Raw genomic sequence first — 19,110 nt, 5'->3', positions numbered from 1 at the left:
CACAAGGCTAAATCTGTGGATAAGCAACATGAAACTACCCACCTGCACGATTTTAGTTAGTGGTCAATATCGCCCTAACCACGCATCACCACTCACTTTCAATGTGGATAACATTTAACGTGCCAATATGAATGTTTGATATTTGTTGCTTTTGTTATGCTCATTTTTAACGCAGTTAATATGTAACAGAGAAAACATAATTGAACGGGCAAATATTTAACCGTAATCAAACGCCAGTGAAAAGTGATAGATTCCTGCAATCGCTGGTAGAAACAAGCCTGAGCGCGGTTTTATATTTTTCCCTCACCCACATGCTTATGCTTTCCCTCTTTCTGCCTGCTCATAACAAACACATGTCAATACGTTAAAACATCTGGTCAGATGAGATTGCAGAAACATTTCCGGCAAATAAAACAATAAATCTCATCTAAAACAACGTAGATTATTGATTCACATAGCCATAACGGATGCTGCAAATGTTCGGCTTTGTTTCCAGTTGAAACATTTTTAAATAAAATGGCAGTAATCGCCCTCTTTTGGGCCTTTTCTACATACTTTCCCTGAATGTCCAACCTTATATATCCGTTTGCCTCACAACTATAACGCCATGATTCAATTCGTTAATTTTTTACTTTGATTTTTTTAATTTCCCATAACGCAAAAACGCAAGGTATTGACGCCAAAAATCGAGCCATTTTTGAATGAAAAACAAACAAAATCGCACAACTATTTGAATTTAAATAATTAAATTTATTTTTTGATATTTTACTCAAAACCAGACTTTAATCATTTACTTAATCATCATTTCATGATTCTTATAAAATTATCCACATAACACTAATTTAACATTTCACCTACATAATTTAACGCGCGGTATGTTGATTTTATGTTAATGAGTATTTAACCTTTCATTTACATTCTTTGTAATGCAATGTTCAGGCATAAAAAAACCCGGCATATGCCGGGCTCGCTTTGTGGTCTACTGTCAGACCATACTACTGAATGCCGCCTCCACTTCTGACGGGCTAAGTGTCGCAATATCCTGATAAAGAGAAATCGCCTCCTGTGTTGTTTGCCGTCCTCCCATCAAAATCTTATCACCACTGCAATTAATCATTTCCACGCGGTAAATATCAGGCTTTGCTTTTAAATTAGTTCGTAGCTGAAGCAATTTAAACTGACAACCTCTCGGATACTTCTTTTGATATATAATATCATTATCTTTAATCGCTGAACTTTCCATTTCTTACCCTTTAACCTGTAAATACTCTTCAATAGAATTATTTAAAACTCGCCTCATTGCCGCGAACGGTGGAGATTGCAAGTAAACACTCGGAACGTCCTTCACCGCGTGATTTAATATCAATTCTGTTGCGAGATAATCCTCGCCACGCACGGCGGCGGAAGTTCTAAATAATTTTCTTAAATCATGGCAGCGCCATTTAATCCCCGCACGGGAAATCGTCGTTACAAGCGTGTTATACTTTATTTCTGACTCACCTATCACGTTTAGCCACCCCTCAATTAAAGGAATGTATTTAACTGGCAAAGGTAAAAGCAAGTCTGAGTGAGTTTTAGTCTCACGGTCAGGAACAAACAACTTCCCACCTGAAAGAATTGATGATGGAGATAGTGAAAGCGTTTCTGTTGCCCTCATCCCAAAACACAGCATCATACGGGCTGCGGCCCTATATGGATCCCGTAAAGACTCAATATCGCGCACTACCGTAGAATACTCGTCAACACTTACACGGGCTGGCCTGCTCAATGCTCTGTGACGCTTTATCCGCTTGCCTATAGCTCTTGCCGCTGTACGCATGGCATCAAGCATCCTACCCAAAGAGCCCGGCGCGGCTGGCTTGAATTTAATATCAGCATGAATCACCCAGGCTACAACAGCCGCAACGCAATCGATGCGCTGGCGAACCGTAGACGCCGCCAGCCCATTATCAATGCAACGGTCGGCGTATCTTACCCACGTATCAGGTACACTTGCAGCGCGTACCCCAAGAGATAAAACAGGCTCCAGCATACGGACGGCGTGACGTTCGTTAATAATTGTTTTCTCACGCAAACTGACCGCCTGAGCGCGGCGGTCAACCATTATCAGTAACTCGCTGAGCATCCTTACCCCCTGACAGCCAGCGCTGTACGGATGGCATTTGCAACAGCGGCATAAAATGCTGAATCTTCATACTCCTGCTGTCCGGCCCACTCAAATATGACGGCGGTAAACTTCATATTGCTGATGACGGTCGATGTAGCATCGCTGCGGGTATAAAGCGAAACCCAAACCCCCGGCTTCACAACCTTACTCTTTACTACACCCAGCGCCGGAATCACTCCCCTGATGGCTGAAGCATGACGTTTAGCGGTATCTTTGTTCACTCCCTCCCGCTCGCTACGTTCTGCCACCAGCCTCAACCCTTCTTCTATCAGGTCACGCGACAAACGGCGCTCGCTTCTTTTGGTCTTAATTTTATCCATTTGAATCACCTTTTATAATCATCCAGGCTGTTGCGTTAGGACTTAAACGCACCTCAGTAACTAAACCACGCGAGGCCATATTCTTTAGCTTTTGGCGAACGTCATACTGAAGAATTACCTTGTCAGGATGTATGCGGCATACCGCCTCACGTATGAAGCTGGTATGCATTTTCTGGTTTTTTAATTCCGGGCTAGACCATCTCTGGAAAGCCTCGATAATGTCTTTATCGCTAATGATGTAACGGCGCATTAATTCCCCGAGGAAAAGTAATAAATAGCTACTAAAATGGCGGGCAACCAGAAAAATATTACACAGAACAAACAGGCCCACACGGTTACACGCCAAAAACCACGATAATTAGTATCTTCAATGTGCTCTCTGGTTAATTTGCTGGTCATTATTCGTCGCCCCATTCATCATAGAAAAAATCATCAACCCGCTTATATGCCTCGTAAGCGGCTTCAATCTCCATTTCTGTGATATCGAATGGTTTACCGTTTAACTCGACCATGCATTCCAGTGCTTCGCCCCAATCTTCAAGCGACACAGTTCTTTTTGTTGCGCTAAAATCTGCCATCATTCCCCCTCAACCTTGATGCCAGCGGCGGTAAGTTCAGCACCGACGTCATCCAGCGCCTTGTTTTACCACTCGGCAGCACCACCACCGACGCGCCCGCCTTTGTGCACAAACCACCCATCTGCATCGTCGCGCTCAATTTTTGGCGGCAGCTTCACGGTCACGGTGCGGGACTCATCATCCAGCGGTGGCAGGTCTGGAGTCCCCACACCAAACAGCGCCGCCAGTGCGCGATAGTTCTGCTCTCCGTGATAGCGACCTTTGCAGCGAACCAGCTTTTCGGCTGCTGCGTTGATGGTCTGCGCCTTCTCCAGCGCCTCTACCAGATCCAGAACGTCAGGGTCGTTTACATCAACTACTGTGATGCGCGATTCAGCGTAGTGGTCATCGGCAAGGCTGCGGCCTTCAGCGTAATGACAACCAGTTTCGTCGTAGATAGCGCCAGCACAGCCATAAGTGATACGACTTGCCGAGATACGCTGTATTGTCATTTCAGCGCTGCAAATATGGCATTTAGGAACTTCAGTTTGGCGGTAGCGCTGGCGGATTTCCTCAAGCTTTTCAGATGTAAGTTCGGCTATATCATTTTTTATGGTCATTTTTTTGCCCTTTCCTCTGTGATTGGAAAGTCAATACCAATGCGCAACACGGCGGCGGTGTTGAAAATAAGCCCCATACGTGGCGTTGCCTCCAGCCCTTCAATGCGCCGGATAGTGGATCGCATAACTGAAACCAGCGTGGCAAATTCGGTTTTATCCATGCCTAACTCACGGCGTAAAGCACCGCTAACAAGCTGGTCTGTTAACTGTCCGATGGTCATACGGCGCTTTTCTGCCATGACCTTTTTTACTGTTTCATTCGACATAAAAGCCCCTTATGTAATGCTTACTACGTACTGGTTATCACCCAATTTGAAAGCATGAATGGCGGTTCGTGATGCAACCCAACCATCATCACCGCGCAAAAGTAACGGAATTGTCTTTTCGTTGTTAATTAATTTCTCTATTGCATCCTTAGCAATTTCGTCGTTATTAGTATCAAACAGGAATGCCCGCTGCTTAACTTTCAAAACATTGATCTTTTCAGATCCCTTTAAATATTTAATAAGGCATATTTCTTTTTCTGCAACCGCTTCAACCATTAGGTTTTCGATAGAGTGTTTGAGGTTTACCCTATAAGGGTTTTTATACGTCACTTCCCCGGCAATACTCCCGTTTGCCATAAGCCAAACGATATCTTTAAGCGGGTAATGATTGCCCTGAATTAATACGTGTTCTTCACCTTCCCGAACCCTGATATATACAGGAGTGCCTTGCTCACCCATTCCCTTTCTTGATTTACGAAACAACGTACCTTCACGATATTCAAACAGTTCATGACACTTTTGATAGAGCCATGCTTGGTTAATATCTTCACTGCCAGATGTAGCACTGTTGATAATGTCAGCTAAACCGGAAACATCCGCGTCAGCAACGGATTTCAGGGCCGCTCTCATCATGTCAGTAAACTGCACACCACCTTCTTTCGCTCGCTCCTGCGCACGATGATAGGTATCTTCATCTGCTCTAAACTGGATTATTTGTGTTCTTTTTTTCATAATTATCTCAAATTAAAGTAGGTGCAACATAAACACCTGTTGATAAGGCTTGATGAAATGCGTTAGCCATCCGGCAAGCGTTTATTTCATCTCTAGACATAGCCGGGCGAAGCTTTACAGGCTTTTTCTTTTCTGGTCTTGCTGATTTGAGAGCGCGAGTAATAGCCCCGCTAACAAAAAAATTCTTCTGCGCGTTCTTCAGGTGATACAAATACTTTCCCGTTGCCTGACATTTGATCTTCTCAATTTCTACGTATGGCGAACGAAACATATTCCAAATTCTGCGGGCGATGTTCTTTGCTGTTTGTTTTTTAAATTTGGCGTTTACTTCCTCCCGAATTTGACTCATAGACAGCCTGCGACCCTGCATTATTTTGACAAGGTCTTTAGCGGTTACATTGCGCTTCAGGTTGCTATAGGCCAGCAGGAGAGATTCGCGGAAATACTGACGCGCCGAACCACCGAAGGTATCAGCGCCCTTTCTAGCCAGTTCCCACGCATGACGAAATACCAGAGCAAAATCGCGCATGATGCCCCCTATGCGTGTTTAGTTAGGATTTTCGGATGTGTGGCAATGAATATGCCGTGATTTTCTCCATGCGGCGCTACGTGAAAAAACATGCCGCGACGGGAAATTTCAGAGAGGATTTTTGCGATTCGCTCAGGTAGAGCCTGAACATTTTGACGCGGGGAAATACTGGAGACTTCATCACCGAAAAGGTGAGCGACGTTATCGCCCTCACCTAATCGGTAACAAATCAGGAGTAAAGCACTAACAACATGCTGTGTATTGCTGGTTTTGGTTAACTTTACGCCAAAAATCGCCATAACATTCACCCATATTCTCTATGGATTCAGTGTCATAGCCCTGCCCAATGTATATTATGTTAAATTGGCTTTTCGAAGCTTAACGCCTGTACACCTGGTTCTTAATTCGCCGTCTTGCTCGCCTGCTCTTCTTCCTGAACTTCTTTCACTGGCGTCCCCTGGTGAAATCTGAGCTGCCAGCATTCCTGATGATTTGCACAAATATGGCTCCTCTGCCAGATTGACGAACGAAGCGTTTTTTTAGCAGTGCGTCCGTCTGAATCGATAACCTCGCTGCGGTACGTAAGCAACGCGCAATCTTTGGTTAGTAAAGCCAACTGAAAGCTGTAAGCGTTGATGGCCTCCACGTCCTCGTTAATTAATGCTGCTACGGTCTGCGTTTTATCGTAACGTTCTCCGCTACGGCCTATCTCCAGAAATTCGTCATGCAACAACTGCTGCAAAAGCTGCGCGCTGCGGCGTGTTGATGCCTGATGCAGGCTAACTTCCAGATGGAAAATTAACTCAAACAATTGCAGGTTTACGGGATCGAACATTATTACCTCTTTTTCAACATGACAAAAACCCGGCCATCTGCGCCGGGTTGTCTTGTAGGCTAAGGCCGTCTGAATAGCGCAATACTGCGCCCGGCCAGAACAAAATCAATTGTCTCGGTAATAATCGCGCCGTCTGTTTTTTCCTCTGCGGTCGACAGCTCGAGAACCCAGCCGCCTTCGCCAAACTGCGGGATCTGGAACGGAACATCGCCTTCAAAGGGATTGAACAGCATCAGCACGTCATGCCAGATGCCCTCCTCCTTCTCAAGATCGGGTCGACTGATGGCAAGGCCTAAGGTCGAACCCTCATCCCATTGCTCTGATTGCTGCAAACCGCCGCCGGCGTTAAACCAGCGTATTTCGAGCCCGTCGCGCCAGCTTTCACGACGTAAAAGCGGTTGCTCCGCGCGCAGTGCAATCAGATGCTGGGTGAAGTCTCGTAATGCACGATCCCGCTCAGACTGCGCTTCCCAGTTGAACCATGAAATCTCGCTGTCCTGGCAGTAGCCGTTATTATTGCCCTGCTGCGAACGACCAAACTCATCGCCGGCCAGCAGCATCGGCGTACCGTGGGAGAAAAATAACGTTGCCAGAAAATTACGCTTCTGGCGTTCACGGACGGCAATAATATCCTGATTTTCCGTTGGGCCTTCTTCGCCATAGTTGCAGGAACGATTATCGTTGTGCCCGTCGTTATTGTCCTCACCGTTGGCTTCATTATGCTTCTCGTTATATGAAACCAGATCGTTCAACGTAAAGCCGTCATGGGCGGTAATAAAATTGACGCTGGACCACGGACGACGACCGCGTAAATCGTACAGATCGCCCGAGCCCAGTAAGCGGGCGGCAAAGTCGTTGGAGACGTTATCTCCCTTCCAGTATTCCCGCACCGTATCACGATATTTGTCGTTCCACTCGCCCCAGCCAGGCGGGAAACCGCCGACCTGATAGCCGCCGGGGCCAATATCCCACGGCTCACCAATCAGTTTAAGCTTCGATAAAACCGGATCCTGGGTTACCGCATCGAAAAAACCGCCTCGCGGATCGAAGCCTTCTGGCTCGCGTCCAAGAATAGTCCCGAGGTCGAAACGAAAGCCATCAACGTGCATCGATTGCGCCCAGTACCGTAGCGAATCCATAACCATCTGCAGCACCCGGGGATGCGATGTATTCACCGTATTCCCGGTCCCGGTATCATTAATGTAATAACGATGCTGATCCGGCATCGTCCGGTAATAAGAGAAATTATCGATACCTTTAAATGAGAGCGTCGGGCCCAGCTCATTGCCTTCCGCGGTGTGGTTATACACCACGTCAAGGATCACTTCGATGCCGGCATCATGAAAAGCGCGCACCATGTTGCGAAAGCCCGCTATACCTTCAGGGCCATAATAGCGGGAAGCGGGAGCAAAGAAGCCTAGCGTATTGTAACCCCAGAAGTTTTTCAGCCCCCGATCGAGCAGATGCTGGTCATCGGGAAACCAGTGTATGGGGAGCAGTTCGACGGAAGTAATGCCCAGACTTTTAATATAATCGACGGAAGCCTGATGCCCAAGCCCCTCAAATGTGCCGCGCAGCTCCTGAGGAAGCGCCGGATTAAGCCGGGTAAAACCTTTGACATGGGTTTCGTAGATAACCGTCTTCGGCCAGGGGACATTGGGACGGTTTTCCCCCTGCCAGTCGAAGGCATCCGGGTCGATAACCTTACATTTTGGCGTATATGGCGCGCTATCGCGACTATCAAAGCTCAGGTCGCTCTCCTCATGGCCCAACTCGTAGCCGAAATGCGCATCGTTCCACTCAACATCGCCTTCCAGCTCCCGCGCGTAGGGATCGATAAGCAATTTATTGGGATTAAAGCGATGACCGTTTTCCGGATCGTAAGGTCCGTAAACCCGATAACCGTACAATGCGCCGGGCTGCAGATCGGGTACATAGCCGTGCCAGATCTCATCTGTATATTCAGGCAGTTCAAGCCGGGCTATTTCGGTTTTACCGGAAGGATCGAATAAGCACAGCTCAACGCGTTCAGCATGCGCTGAAAACAGTGCGAAGTTCACCCCCTTCCCGTCGAAATTAGCCCCCAACTGCTGGCCGTGGCCTGGCCGTATGATAAAAGCATTTTCCTTTGACATTGTTATTCCCCACGTTCCTTTTCACTAATAAGTGTCAATAACCACCCGGTTGCTGACGCCAGATCGAGCGTCTCTTCTACCAGACGGCTTTCACCGGTTAATGCATCGCAATAACGCCTTCCGGCCAGATCTTCCGGGAGCGATACTGCCGTCTCGCCCCACAGTTGCGCCGATGACTCGACCAACCCGTGCGCCGCCACGTCAAACACCAGCCGAGGAACCACCACGATGAGGGCTTCCTCGTCTTTGATACGCGCGTAGGCGATAAAATTATCTGCTCTTTCACCCGCGACTTTTAATGGTACCCAGTCACCATAATGAAAGAGCGCGGAATGCTGCTGCCTTAATCTGAGAAACGAAGCGGTGACGAATTGCTTCAACCGTCCGTCTCGCCATGCGCTTTCATGATGAAACAGTTCCGCGCTTCCGCTATCAAGATGTTGTGCCAGGGCGGCGAAGTCAGGTTCACGGCGGTTATCCGGATCGACGAGGCTAAAGTTTAGCGCCTCGCTCCCCTGATAAATATCCGGTACCCCAGGCGCAGTCAGTTTGATGACCGTCTGGCTAAGGCTGTTCACCAGACCGGCACGGACAAAAGGCTGCAGGGAGGTGTAAAAATCATTGAGAAACAGCGCGTTATCAGCAGAAAACAGCTGTTGAACATAGTTCAGTACGACGCTTTCATAGCTTTCATTGCTGTCGATCCAATCGGTTCTTTGCTTAGCCTCGCGCAGCGCTTTTTCCATAAAAGCGAGAAAACGTTCTTCGAGGGCTTTCAGCCCTGCGCTATCGTCAGGCAGCAACGTTGCAGGCCACACGCCGGCGAGCGCCTGATAGATCATCCACGTATCTGCCGCGTTCGGCGCCGTACCGTCGTTCAAAAAACGCACCAGGGTTTGATTCATCTGACGCCAGCGCGCAAGATTGGTCGCCCACAGCTGCGGAGCTTCCGTTAAGGTATACAGACGGGCGCGCGCATCCTCCCCGCGTTTAGTGTCGTGCGTCGACGTTCCCAGCAGCGCGTCGGGCTGGCGAGCAAGGCGAATACGCATCTCCTGATGGAAACGAGAAAGCGAGAAAGCGCGCGGCGTGGGATCCGCGCCGACTTCATTCAGCGCCAGATCGAGGTTATGGCGGAAGAACAGCGTATCCTCGACCGATTTAGCCATTAACGGCCCTGTCAGCTGTTGAAAACGGGTCCTGAAAAGCGAGGCGGCATCGAGGCTACTTGTTTGTAAATTGCCGGTCAGGATAGCGATAATGACCTCAAGGGCCCTGGGATCGGGGCGGTTTTCCCGAGCGTTAACCCGATCGACGACCCGGTTTAATAGCGTAATATCCTCGGCGCTCATCCCCTCAGCGGTACCGTAGGTGCGATATACCGGAAAGGCCAGCAGCAGTTCACGTAATGCGTGGCGCAGCGCTTCGCTTTCAACCTCCATGCTATTACGCTGCGCCAGTTCGATGGCCAGCCTCAACAAAGTGGTAAATTCGCCCTCAAAGTTGCGATCCGCCATCAGCCCTTTCGCCTCACGCAGCGCCTGGTGACGATCTACCGAGCCGCCGAGCGCTTCGTCATGCACCTGCTGCAGCTGGTCGAGATTATTGTCATCCACCAGCACTTCAGCCAGCGAAGCGATAAACTCATATCCGGTGGTGCCGGAGACGAGCCAATCAGCGGGAAGCTGCTCACCTTTCGCAAGAATTTTTTCCACCGTAATGTAGCATTCTGGCCCGGCGGCCTGGCGCAGACGCTGCAAATACCCTAATGGGTCGGCAAGCCCATCGATATGATCGATGCGCAGACCATCGACGATACCGGCATGTACCAGTTCAAGAATAAGACGGTGGGTATCGTCGAATACCGCCTGTTCTTCGACCCTGACGCCAATCAGGCCCGTAATTTCGAAAAAGCGCCGCCAGGAGAGCTGTCTGGGCGCTTCCCGCCACGACATCAGCCGCCAGCTTTGCGCCTCGTGCAGCGCCACAATCGCGTCGCGATCCGGCGAAGTTAGTAGTTGCTCACCTGTTGCCAGACTTTCAGGATTCAGCGGCCAGGCCTGGTCGTAATAGACGAACGCCGGTTTCCCCGTTTCAGGATCGCGCTTAAGCTCAAGCGCCCCGCTCTCCAGCTCTGCCTCAAAGGTATCCCCCAGAAACGGCAGCGTAACGAGACGCGTCCAGTCAATATCGAAATAATTGGCCCAGGCGCTGTGCTTACCCTGTTCAATGACGTCCCGCCACCAGCGATTCTCCAGAGAGGTCGCCATATGGTTGGGGACAATATCCAGAATCAGGCCTATTTGTGCGCTCCGCAGCGCCTTTACCAGCCGGTCAAACCCTTCGCGCCCGCCAATAGCCGGGTCGATTTCGTTTGGATCGGTAATATCATAGCCATGGGTGGAGCCGGTGGTCGCCGTAAATATCGGCGACGCGTAAAGATGGCTAATACCCAGCGCTTTCAGATACGGGGCCAGCGCCGCCGCGCGATCGAAGGTCATACCATTACGGAATTGAATACGATAGGTTGCGGAAGGGATCATGATGAAGCTTCTCCATGTGCAAAACGGACAACAATGCTGTTTGGCGTTAACGCTTCCTGCCGCTCCGGCCAGCTAAAAATGACCTCTCCCGGTATCTCCGGCACCGTCACGGGGTCCGCGCCGATATTCAGCGCCACGGAGAGCGTCCCGTCGGGGAAGCGCCAGCTCACCGCCAGCGCATGCGCCGCCGCGTGCAGGATCCTGCCTTCCACGGTGCCCCCTGCCGCGAGCAGCGGGACGATATAGCGATGGCGCAGTAAGATAAGGTTGCGGGTAAAGCGCAGCCAGGATTTCCCCTCCTCGCTTGCCGCCTTCTGCCAGTCGAGCTTAGAGCGGATAAAGGTTTGAGGATCGTTCGGATCCGGAACGGAGGCATCATGCCCTGCGTGTCCGGCAAACTCTTTTGCCCGCCCTTCTCTTACCGCTTTGGCGAGAGCACCCTGAAAATCGGTAAAAAATAGAAAAGGATGGGTTTCACCATACTCTTCGCCCATAAACAGTAAGGGAATGTGGGGAGAGAGAAGCAATGCGGCAAGCAGCACGCGCGTTTTCTCAGCGCCGGCCAGGGAGATAAGCCTTTCGCCATGGGCTCGGTTCCCGGTCTGATCGTGATTCTGAATAAAGTCGACAAAGAACTGCGGTGGCTGAACGACGCAGGAGACGCCGCGAGGTTGCCCGGTTTGTGGAGAGACCTCCCCCTGATAGACAAATCCTTCCGCCAGCGCCCGAGCGACATTCTTTGCCGGCTGATGCGCAAAATCCTGATAATACGCATGGGTTTCACCGGTCGCGAAAACGTGCGCGGCATTATGGAAGTCATCATTCCATTCAGCGGTAAACAGCGGTGTGTGCCCGTTTTCATCGCGCGGGTGAAGGAAAATCACGTTACGGCTATCTTCCGTCGTCAGGTGAATATGGCGGTCGGGTATAGCCGCGCGGATATTCTCGGCTATTTCTATCAGCACGTGCCGGGCGGAGCGATCTTCAATCTGGTCAATAGCATCAAAGCGCAGCCCATCAAGTTGATACTCGGTAAGCCAGAACAGCGGCGCATCGGTAATATACTGACGCACGGCCTCGTTTTCATAGGCGATGGCATTACCCCAGGGGGTCATTCGGTCCTGATGAAAAAAGCCCGGCGACAGCAAAGAGAGATAGTTGCCTTCCGGACCAAAATGGTTCAGCACGATATCGAGAACCACCGAAAGCCCTAACCCGTGAGCGGCATCGATGAAGGCGTGAAAATCCGCCGGGGTACCATAAGCTGAGTGCGGGGCATAAAGTAGTACCCCGTCGTAGCCCCAGCCGCGCGAACCACCAAACTGAGACACCGGCATAACCTCTATCTGGGTGATCCCCAACTCTGCCAGCCAGGGGAGCTTTTCGATAGCGGCGACAAAGGTGCCTTCTGGCGTAAAGGTGCCCGGATGAAGTTCATATATCACGGTTTCTTCCCAGGGACGCCCTTTCCAGTCACGGTTAACCGGTTGATAGCGTCGGGGATCGATCACTACTGAGGGGCCATTGACATCATCGCGCTGCGCGCGGGTGGCCGGGTCGGGAATGAGGCGGCCGTCGGCTAAACGAAGCTGATATTCATCCCCGTGCTTAACGCCAGGGACATCGATCTGGAACCAGCCATTTCCCACGGCTTCCATCGCAATATCCCGGTCTCTCAGGCTAAGCGTCATCGACTTTTGACCTTCGGCCCAGACGCGAAAGCGGACAATATCCGCGGAAATGAATTCCGCCCCCCAATGCTTTTTAAACGATATGGATTCCATTCAATGTCCTCAAACGACCTGCAGGAAATGCAGCATGAAATATAAGATTAGCCCAGGTTTGGACGAATGCGCTGTTGATGGCCTGACTGTTATTTTTAACGACGTTGTCTATCATTAATAAATCGCTAAAAAATAAGGAATGCTATGCAGATTCGTAAAGGATTAAATTCTGACCTTGCTCGCCTCGAATATTGTGATTTTTCCTTCACGGTCAGCCAGGTTGCCAGAGGCCCTTTCATCAATAATGATCTGAAAATTGAGACACTTCCCTGCGCTTATAATAAAACCTATGAGCTGGATATCCAGACGCTGGAAAACCACTGTATTAATCCGGATGCAATATTCCTGATTGCCGAAACCGAAGCGGGACAGATGGCCGGTTTTATCACCGCATCCCTGAGCTGGAACAGGTTTATTTCCGTCGATTATATTGCCATTGAAAGCTCACATCGCAGAGCCGGCGCGGCCAACAAGCTCATGGCCGCCGCCCATATCTGGGCCCGCAGTATGAACGCTGCGGGATTAAAGCTTGAGACGCAGAACGTTAACGTGCCCGCCTGCCTCTTCTATCGAAATTATGGTTTTACTCTTGGAGGATACGATCGATATCTCTACAACGCTTTAGCGGAAAAAGATGAAATTGCGCTGTTCTGGTATTACATGTTGAACTAATTGTCAGGTAAATAATTCCTGGTTTTACAAAGTTAATTATTCCTGGTTTACGCTTTTTGCTCGCTCAATCACAACGATTGGCTAATCTTAAATTTCATTTATCAGGAGGCCGGTATGACAACAGGAAATAATTCATCGCTACATTATCCTCTTCCGCCGTTTGTTGAGCAGCCGCAGCAGGCTCCGGGGCTGGCATCTGAAATGAAGCCCCTTCCCGACCACGGTGAGACCAGCTATATCGGCTCCGGGAAGCTCGCGGGAAAAAAAGCGCTTATTACCGGCGGTGATTCAGGTATTGGCCGCGCTGTCGCTATCGCCTATGCGCGTGAAGGCGCGGATGTCGCCATCGGCTACCTGCCGGAAGAAGAGTCGGACGCGGCTGCCGTTATCGCGCTGATTCAGGCCGAGGGACGAAAAGCCGTCGCCATTCCCGGCGATATTCGGGTTGAATCTTTTTGCGACACCCTGGTTGAAAAAGCGGTAGCCGAGCTGGGCGGGCTGGATATTCTGGTGAACAATGCCGGCAGACAGCAGTATTGCGAATCCATTGAACAGCTGAGCACCGCTGCGTTTGATGCCACCTTTAAAACCAACGTCTATGCGCCGTTCTGGATAACCAAAGCCGCCCTCCGTCACCTGTCTGCGGGGGCGGACCTCTTCCGTGCAGGCATTTAAACCCAGCGAGATTCTGCTGGATTACGCCCAGACCAAAGCCTGCAACGTGGCGTTTACTAAATCCCTGGCGCAGCAGCTTGGCCCGCGCGGTATTCGCGTTAACGCCGTTGCCCCTGGCCCTTACTGGACACCGTTGCAGTCGAGCGGCGGCCAGCCGCAGGAGAAGGTGCAAAAATTTGGTGAGGATACGCCGCTTGGCCGACCGGGACAGCCGGTTGAGATTGCGCCGCTTTACGTCCTTCTGGCTTCCGACGCCTGCTCCTACGCTTCGGGTCAGGTCTGGTGCTCAGATGGCGGTACCGGCGTAGCCTAAAAGAGCTGGCGCGCAACTCCTCCGGATACGTGCCTGGTCAGCAAAAGAGCCGCGGTAGCGGCTCTCTTATCACCTGCCAGCGCTAGCGTAACAGAAAGGTGACCATCATTATCAGCAAATACCCGCCACAGGCGAATTGCAAGAGTCGCCATCCCCAACGCAAGTAGCGCCATTGATAGCGCTCCGCAGCGTTTGCCTGCGCAATAAGGGGATCGGGGTTCTGCTTTTTCTTTTTTCTTCTCAGAATATCCCAACCCCACCAAACCATCAGAAAGATGGCGATGACCTTTTGAAGAACGATGTGGTCCATGTAACCCCGCCGTCAATATCTTATCCCCTGGACGGGCAGTGTAGCGCAATTTACCCCACCCGGCAGGCTATCATTGCGCGTAATTCCCCCCTCTTCCGTACAAATTTTCCACTGAGCTTTGAAGAACATAATTTAAGCAATAACCTGGAGTAATCCCATATAGATATCTGGCGTAAATTAGCGCTTTGAAATTTATTAAATATGTAGTATTTGAAACTCAGAAAAGTTAGCAGGCTTATGATTTAAAAAGCTAAAATTTGCAAAAATACCGTCAGCCACTAAAATAGTATTAAGTTAGCTAACAACACAGGGAGATATTATGGGTTTCTGGCGAATTGTCTTAACGATTATTCTACCCCCGCTGGGAGTATTGCTGGGAAAAGGGTTTGGCTGGGCGTTTATTCTCAATATTATTTTGACGATCCTCGGCTACATTCCAGGGCTCATTCACGCTTTTTGGGTACAGACCAAAAACAGCTAAGCATCTGAAAGCGCCTTTTGAGATTTTTCTCAGTGCTCAGTAATATGTCGGGAGCCCACGCTCCCGACCGTCATATCAGAAAGTCACGCCAGCGCCTACGTAAGCGCCATCTATGATAGTATGTCCCGGGCGGCCATCTTTTCCATCAACGCTCGCGTGACGATAGCCAGCCTTGATAGTCAGCGGCGTCAACGGCGTCCAGCTAATTCCGCCATTCGCTTCGACGTAATTTTTAACGCTGTTAGTTAACCCTTCCGGCGCGGAATATCCTTCGCCGTACAGATGGATACTGTCAGTCAGCGCCAGATCGATGCCGCCGCCAATCGGGAAGGCGACGCCGTTGTCCCCTTTCTTCGGCCCGAGATATACGGCTTTTGTGCCAATATTCGCCGTGAGCGGACCCAGCGCAAGATTGTAGCCAACGCCGACGCCGCCAAGCTGACTTCCGTCCTGAGTATTTTTAATCCAGTTACTTTCCGCATACAGGCCGGAAGAACTCTTACCGATTTCCATATTAAGATTGGTAAAGTTTTTCCCCTGCTCAGCGGTAAAGCCCATTGCCAGGGCAGAGCCTGAAGCCATAATTAAAGAACACGCGATAATGAATTGAGTCTTTTTCATCATACCCTCCTGAAAAGTGGCGCGAACTTTAACAAGCGCGATGCCGGCGATCAAATTTTCTTTTGTGAAATGACACCGTCATTAATTAACCGAAAAATAACAGCAGAATAGTCTGGATTCTATTATACGTTAGCGGTCAAGCGAATAAGCACCGTGATTGAGCCATTATTGACGCGTTATCTTAATGGTGATTCAACCAACGGCACGAAAATGTTGAATAAAAGCTCGCGATAGTAATAATCACTGCCGGTTTTATATGCTTTATAAGTAATTCGCATTCTATAGTGACATTCTTTTTTACAAAACCATAAGAAATGAAATCACCACTTTCCGACCATTTGCGGAATATAGAGAAGCCAGCTGAGCAAATTTGCATTCACCGCCAACCAGAGCCATGATTAACAGGCGTTAAACGGAATCGGAAAGATCACAGGAGTATTATTATGCTTAAAATGTTTACCGCGCTGGCTATTCTGGCGACGTCAGCAAACGCTATGGCACAGGACGATATTACGCTGAACAGCCTCGCCAAAAAGGAGCCCGCCGCGTTTAATCAGATGCTCAAAGGACATCACCTGCCCGGTTGGGTCAGTTCAGGCGGCACGACCACGCCCGCGCGTACGGTAAAGCTTGGCGAGGATGTTTATCAGGTGCTCAGCGTCTGCAAACCTCACGATTGCGCTGCGGAGAGGCTCGCGGTGCTGTGGTCGGAAAAATCCAGACAAATGTCCGGAGTTTTTTCCACCGTTGACGACAAGACATCCCAGGAAAAGCTGACCTGGCTTAACGTTAGCGATCCATTATCCATCGATGGGAAAACGGTACTCTTTGCAGCCCTGAGCGGCAGTCTGGAAAACCATCCAGAGGCTTTCAACTACCCCTGAAATCCGCCAGCAAGCCCGGTGCGATGAACCCGCGACGCGCGTTCATCGCCCGCCAGCGCCCTCTTCTGCCGTGCGCGCCCAAAGGTGTACGGCAGAATTTCGGTAAAACGTCGTCAGGCCAGACGCACTCTCTCATGGTTCCCGACTTCTGTTTACAGGGAAATACCGGCGAACGACATAAAGCCCAGCGACATGAGTCCGGCGGTAATGAACACGCTGCCTAATCCGCGTAACCCTTTCGGCATATTGGCATATTTCAGCTTTTCGCGAATGCCAGCCAGCGCCACAATCGCCAGCGTCCAGCCAATACCGCATCCGGTGCCATAAGTCAGCGACTCAAGGAAGCTGTATTCACGCTGCACCATAAATATGGTCGCGCCAAAAATGGCGCAGTGGATGGTCAACAGCGGCAGAAACGGCCCTAAAGCATGGTTTAACGCATGGAAATATTTGTCGATCACCATCTCCAGGATCTGCACCAGCGCCGCAAGGACGCCGATAAACGTGATGAAATCGAGAAAACTGAGATCCACGCCTTCAATCAGAGCATTTTCTTTCAGTAGGTGATGATAAATCAGGTTGTTAATCGGCGTCGCAATGGCTAGCAGCGCCGTCACGGTGATCCCGAGCCGAAATGCGACATCGATCTTTTTGGAAATAGCGAGAAAAGTACACATGCCAAGGAAAAAATTGAGCGCCATATTTTCAACGAAAACCGCGCGGATAAAAATATTCAGGTGAGATTCGAACAAGACAACCTCCGTGTTGTTGAGTTGTTCCTCAATGATGACAAATTTTCAGGTGAAACAGGAAATTACGATTCGGTTTTGCCGAGTCGATCACCTTTTAATTTCCTGTTTGTGATCGAACAAACCAGCCCTTTCCTGACTAGCGAAATGAACGTGGCAGCATTTTGATAAACTCGCCAACCGGCACCGGTTGTGAGAAGTAGTAGCCCTGGTAAATAGCGATGCCCATATTCCTGAGCATTGTAAGCTGCTCCTTATCCTCCACGCCTTCGGCGATAATCTGACAGTTAAACTTCTTCGCCAGATTCACCATATTCTTGACCACCAGCGCGGAAGCATTATTGGTGACGATATTGAAGGTAAACACCTTATCGATTTTTATAATCTCAGGATTAAATTGCTGGATGTAGCTGTAGTTTGCGTAACCGGTACCGAAATCATCCAACGAAAACTGAATCCCGATGCGCCGCAGCTTATCCGTCACCTCCGAGGTTTGCAGCGTATTTTCAATCGACTCCCGCTCGGTTATCTCAAGGACGAGCCGAACTTCCGCCTCTTTCAGCTCCTGGATAAACGTCTGGCAGAGTTGGACTATTTCGTCATCCTGAAAGTTAACCGAGCTGGTGTTAAAGCAAATAAAGAGTCCTTTAGGGAGCAGGGACTGCTGGCGACGGAGCTGTCGGCTTACTTCCGCAAAGCAAATCGCCGTCACGTCTTTAATCAAACCGGTCTGTTCCGCAACGGAGATAAATTTATCCGGCGCAATAAATCCCTGTTTGGGATGTTCCCAGCGTACCAGCACCTCGCCGCCGATAATGGCGCCGTCCTCATCGTTAATTATCGGCTGAATATACGGTTTGAGCTGCTTCAGCTCGATCGCCTTCCTCAGCTGGTACTCAATCGTCTGCCGATAGCGGAGATAGTTTCTGAACAAAAAGGCGAGCAGCAAGGAAGCGAGAAGAATGGCGATGAGGGTATGCTGTTCATAGCGGATAAATGCGACTGCGCCGGAGGCAAAGCCGCGATCGGCAATGACCGAATAATTAAATTGCTCAGAGGTCAGACGCACGGGAATTTTGATCTTCGGCGTCGTGGTGACTTCCCCTTTGCGGTTCATTACCCGATTACCAACCTGAAGATACAGATGAGCATCGCCATCCAGAACGGATAAAATATTGTATAAATAATAGCCGTCAATACCTATCAGCGTGGTATTCCCCCGGTCGTCCTGTTCGCTATACACCATTAACGGATGAGACGGCGTAATATCGTTCCCCTGGAATAACTGCAACGACCCTTGGGTATATTGAGTACTATCAAACTGAAATTTGCGTCCGCCAAAAACCGAAGTGCAGTAGATCTCGTTATCCCGCCCTAAATTTACCGAGCGCACGTCGGGAATGGTCGCCACCAGCGTGCGCAGCTCCGTCAGGACGTTCTCATTGCAGTTTTTTCCCATAAAAGGTTCCGCCAGGTCGGCGGCCTGTTCGGCGTGGGAAACGGTCACATCAAGGCTGGCTATCGCCTGCTGCAGCCGTGACTGGATATCCTTATCCACCTTTTTTTGCATCTGCCAGTAGCAAAGACCGGTGCCAAGACTGATTAATGCCATGAGAAATAGGATTATCCACAGACGATGGCGTGACGATGAGTAGTTCATTATGCTAATCCAGTTAGACTCGCCATCGGGGGCCGGCGGTCAATTGTTTGGCCAGATTTTAACAAATCCTTTTTAAACTCGCCCTGAACCGATCAAGTTTTAATGCATATCAATGATATATCATGGCCAGCCGTTGCGTGATGGCGCAGACGACTGGCTGCGAAATTTGCTGAGGCAAAAGCGGCGCTGTCTATGGCTAAATTATTGACTTAAAGTAGAATAATACGAAAATGACTTCTTTGTGCGCTGACCAGAAA

Annotated in this window: 19 protein-coding genes and 2 pseudogenes; 4 read left to right on the top strand and 17 right to left on the bottom strand. The window is 49.9% G+C overall.

What is annotated here, in order from left to right; all coding sequences use genetic code 11:
- Positions 1 to 985: 985 nt before the first annotated feature.
- The 13 genes and pseudogenes from HMPREF3178_RS12495 to treZ all read right to left on the bottom strand — a co-directional run bounded on the left by HMPREF3178_RS12495 (position 986) and on the right by treZ (position 12,488).
- A complete protein-coding gene (locus tag HMPREF3178_RS12495) occupies positions 986 to 1,243 on the bottom strand; it encodes a hypothetical protein (protein WP_070585191.1) in 258 nt (85 codons plus the stop codon).
- A 3-nt stretch (positions 1,244 to 1,246) separates the two neighbouring features.
- On the bottom strand, positions 1,247 to 2,125 hold the full coding sequence (locus HMPREF3178_RS12490) for a site-specific integrase (protein ID WP_070585189.1): 879 nt from the start codon (positions 2,123 to 2,125) through the stop codon (positions 1,247 to 1,249).
- A gap of 2 nt (positions 2,126 to 2,127) precedes the next feature.
- Complete coding sequence (locus tag HMPREF3178_RS12485; protein WP_064353104.1) at positions 2,128 to 2,487, bottom strand: hypothetical protein; 360 nt, start codon at positions 2,485 to 2,487, stop codon at positions 2,128 to 2,130.
- A 398-nt stretch (positions 2,488 to 2,885) separates the two neighbouring features.
- A complete protein-coding gene (locus tag HMPREF3178_RS12475) occupies positions 2,886 to 3,068 on the bottom strand; it encodes a hypothetical protein (protein ID WP_070585186.1) in 183 nt (60 codons plus the stop codon).
- A gap of 179 nt (positions 3,069 to 3,247) precedes the next feature.
- A pseudogene (locus HMPREF3178_RS12470) lies at positions 3,248 to 3,664 on the bottom strand (ead/Ea22-like family protein); the annotation flags it as partial.
- The gene (locus tag HMPREF3178_RS12465; RefSeq protein WP_049090404.1) at positions 3,661 to 3,930 is read right to left on the bottom strand and encodes a helix-turn-helix domain-containing protein; all 270 of its coding nucleotides are present in this window, start codon (positions 3,928 to 3,930) and stop codon (positions 3,661 to 3,663) included. The pseudogene HMPREF3178_RS12470 and the gene HMPREF3178_RS12465, both read right to left, overlap by 4 nt.
- A 9-nt stretch (positions 3,931 to 3,939) precedes the next feature.
- Positions 3,940 to 4,662 (bottom strand): hypothetical protein, encoded by a 723-nt coding sequence (locus tag HMPREF3178_RS12460; RefSeq protein WP_070585181.1) that lies wholly within the window; start codon positions 4,660 to 4,662, stop codon positions 3,940 to 3,942.
- 7 nt (positions 4,663 to 4,669) lie between these two features.
- Positions 4,670 to 5,191 carry a hypothetical protein gene (locus HMPREF3178_RS12455; protein ID WP_064410687.1) on the bottom strand — a complete coding sequence of 174 codons (522 nt, stop codon included), beginning with the start codon at positions 5,189 to 5,191 and terminating at the stop codon, positions 4,670 to 4,672.
- Between the two features lie 8 nt (positions 5,192 to 5,199).
- The gene (locus HMPREF3178_RS12450; protein WP_070585179.1) at positions 5,200 to 5,490 is read right to left on the bottom strand and encodes a hypothetical protein; all 291 of its coding nucleotides are present in this window, start codon (positions 5,488 to 5,490) and stop codon (positions 5,200 to 5,202) included.
- 101 nt (positions 5,491 to 5,591) lie between these two features.
- A complete protein-coding gene (locus HMPREF3178_RS12445; RefSeq protein WP_004102070.1) occupies positions 5,592 to 6,026 on the bottom strand; it encodes a nuclear transport factor 2 family protein in 435 nt (144 codons plus the stop codon).
- Between the two features lie 59 nt (positions 6,027 to 6,085).
- A complete protein-coding gene (gene glgX / locus HMPREF3178_RS12440; RefSeq protein ID WP_017145885.1) occupies positions 6,086 to 8,161 on the bottom strand; it encodes a glycogen debranching protein GlgX in 2,076 nt (691 codons plus the stop codon).
- Between the two features lie 2 nt (positions 8,162 to 8,163).
- Entirely contained in the window at positions 8,164 to 10,704 is a 2,541-nt protein-coding gene (treY, locus tag HMPREF3178_RS12435; protein WP_070585178.1) for a malto-oligosyltrehalose synthase, read from the bottom strand.
- Positions 10,701 to 12,488, bottom strand: coding sequence for a malto-oligosyltrehalose trehalohydrolase (gene treZ, locus HMPREF3178_RS12430; RefSeq protein ID WP_017145887.1), 1,788 nt, complete (start codon positions 12,486 to 12,488; stop codon positions 10,701 to 10,703). The genes treY and treZ overlap by 4 nt, the downstream gene beginning before the upstream one ends.
- 144 nt (positions 12,489 to 12,632) lie before the next feature.
- Between treZ and HMPREF3178_RS12425 the strand changes: the two genes are divergently transcribed.
- The gene (locus tag HMPREF3178_RS12425) at positions 12,633 to 13,160 is read left to right on the top strand and encodes a GNAT family N-acetyltransferase (protein ID WP_017145888.1); all 528 of its coding nucleotides are present in this window, start codon (positions 12,633 to 12,635) and stop codon (positions 13,158 to 13,160) included.
- Between the two features lie 114 nt (positions 13,161 to 13,274).
- A pseudogene (locus HMPREF3178_RS12420) lies at positions 13,275 to 14,148 on the top strand (SDR family oxidoreductase).
- An 82-nt stretch (positions 14,149 to 14,230) separates the two neighbouring features.
- Here the strand turns inward: HMPREF3178_RS12420 and HMPREF3178_RS12415 are convergent.
- Complete coding sequence (locus HMPREF3178_RS12415; RefSeq protein ID WP_004102052.1) at positions 14,231 to 14,458, bottom strand: hypothetical protein; 228 nt, start codon at positions 14,456 to 14,458, stop codon at positions 14,231 to 14,233.
- A 319-nt stretch (positions 14,459 to 14,777) separates the two neighbouring features.
- On the opposite strand from HMPREF3178_RS12415, the gene HMPREF3178_RS12410 reads away from it, so the two are divergent.
- Positions 14,778 to 14,939 (top strand): YqaE/Pmp3 family membrane protein, encoded by a 162-nt coding sequence (locus tag HMPREF3178_RS12410; RefSeq protein WP_004102047.1) that lies wholly within the window; start codon positions 14,778 to 14,780, stop codon positions 14,937 to 14,939.
- Between the two features lie 75 nt (positions 14,940 to 15,014).
- On the opposite strand, the gene HMPREF3178_RS12405 is transcribed toward HMPREF3178_RS12410, so the two are convergent.
- A complete protein-coding gene (locus HMPREF3178_RS12405; protein ID WP_016809021.1) occupies positions 15,015 to 15,560 on the bottom strand; it encodes a YfaZ family outer membrane protein in 546 nt (181 codons plus the stop codon).
- A 443-nt stretch (positions 15,561 to 16,003) separates the two neighbouring features.
- Between HMPREF3178_RS12405 and ivy the strand changes: the two genes are divergently transcribed.
- Entirely contained in the window at positions 16,004 to 16,444 is a 441-nt protein-coding gene (ivy, locus tag HMPREF3178_RS12400; protein WP_004102042.1) for an Ivy family C-type lysozyme inhibitor, read from the top strand.
- 152 nt (positions 16,445 to 16,596) lie between these two features.
- Here the strand turns inward: ivy and nqrE are convergent, their stop codons facing one another.
- On the bottom strand, positions 16,597 to 17,196 hold the full coding sequence (gene nqrE / locus HMPREF3178_RS12395) for an NADH:ubiquinone reductase (Na(+)-transporting) subunit E (protein WP_004102040.1): 600 nt from the start codon (positions 17,194 to 17,196) through the stop codon (positions 16,597 to 16,599).
- Between the two features lie 136 nt (positions 17,197 to 17,332).
- On the bottom strand, positions 17,333 to 18,853 hold the full coding sequence (locus HMPREF3178_RS12390; protein WP_023320946.1) for an EAL domain-containing protein: 1,521 nt from the start codon (positions 18,851 to 18,853) through the stop codon (positions 17,333 to 17,335).
- Positions 18,854 to 19,110: the final 257 nt, after the last annotated feature.

The organism is Klebsiella sp. HMSC09D12 (assembly GCF_001808475.1).
Classification (GTDB): Bacteria; Pseudomonadota; Gammaproteobacteria; order Enterobacterales; family Enterobacteriaceae; genus Klebsiella; species Klebsiella oxytoca.
Note: the sequence above shows the minus strand (reverse complement) of the source record. Positions and strands in the feature narration are given on the sequence as shown.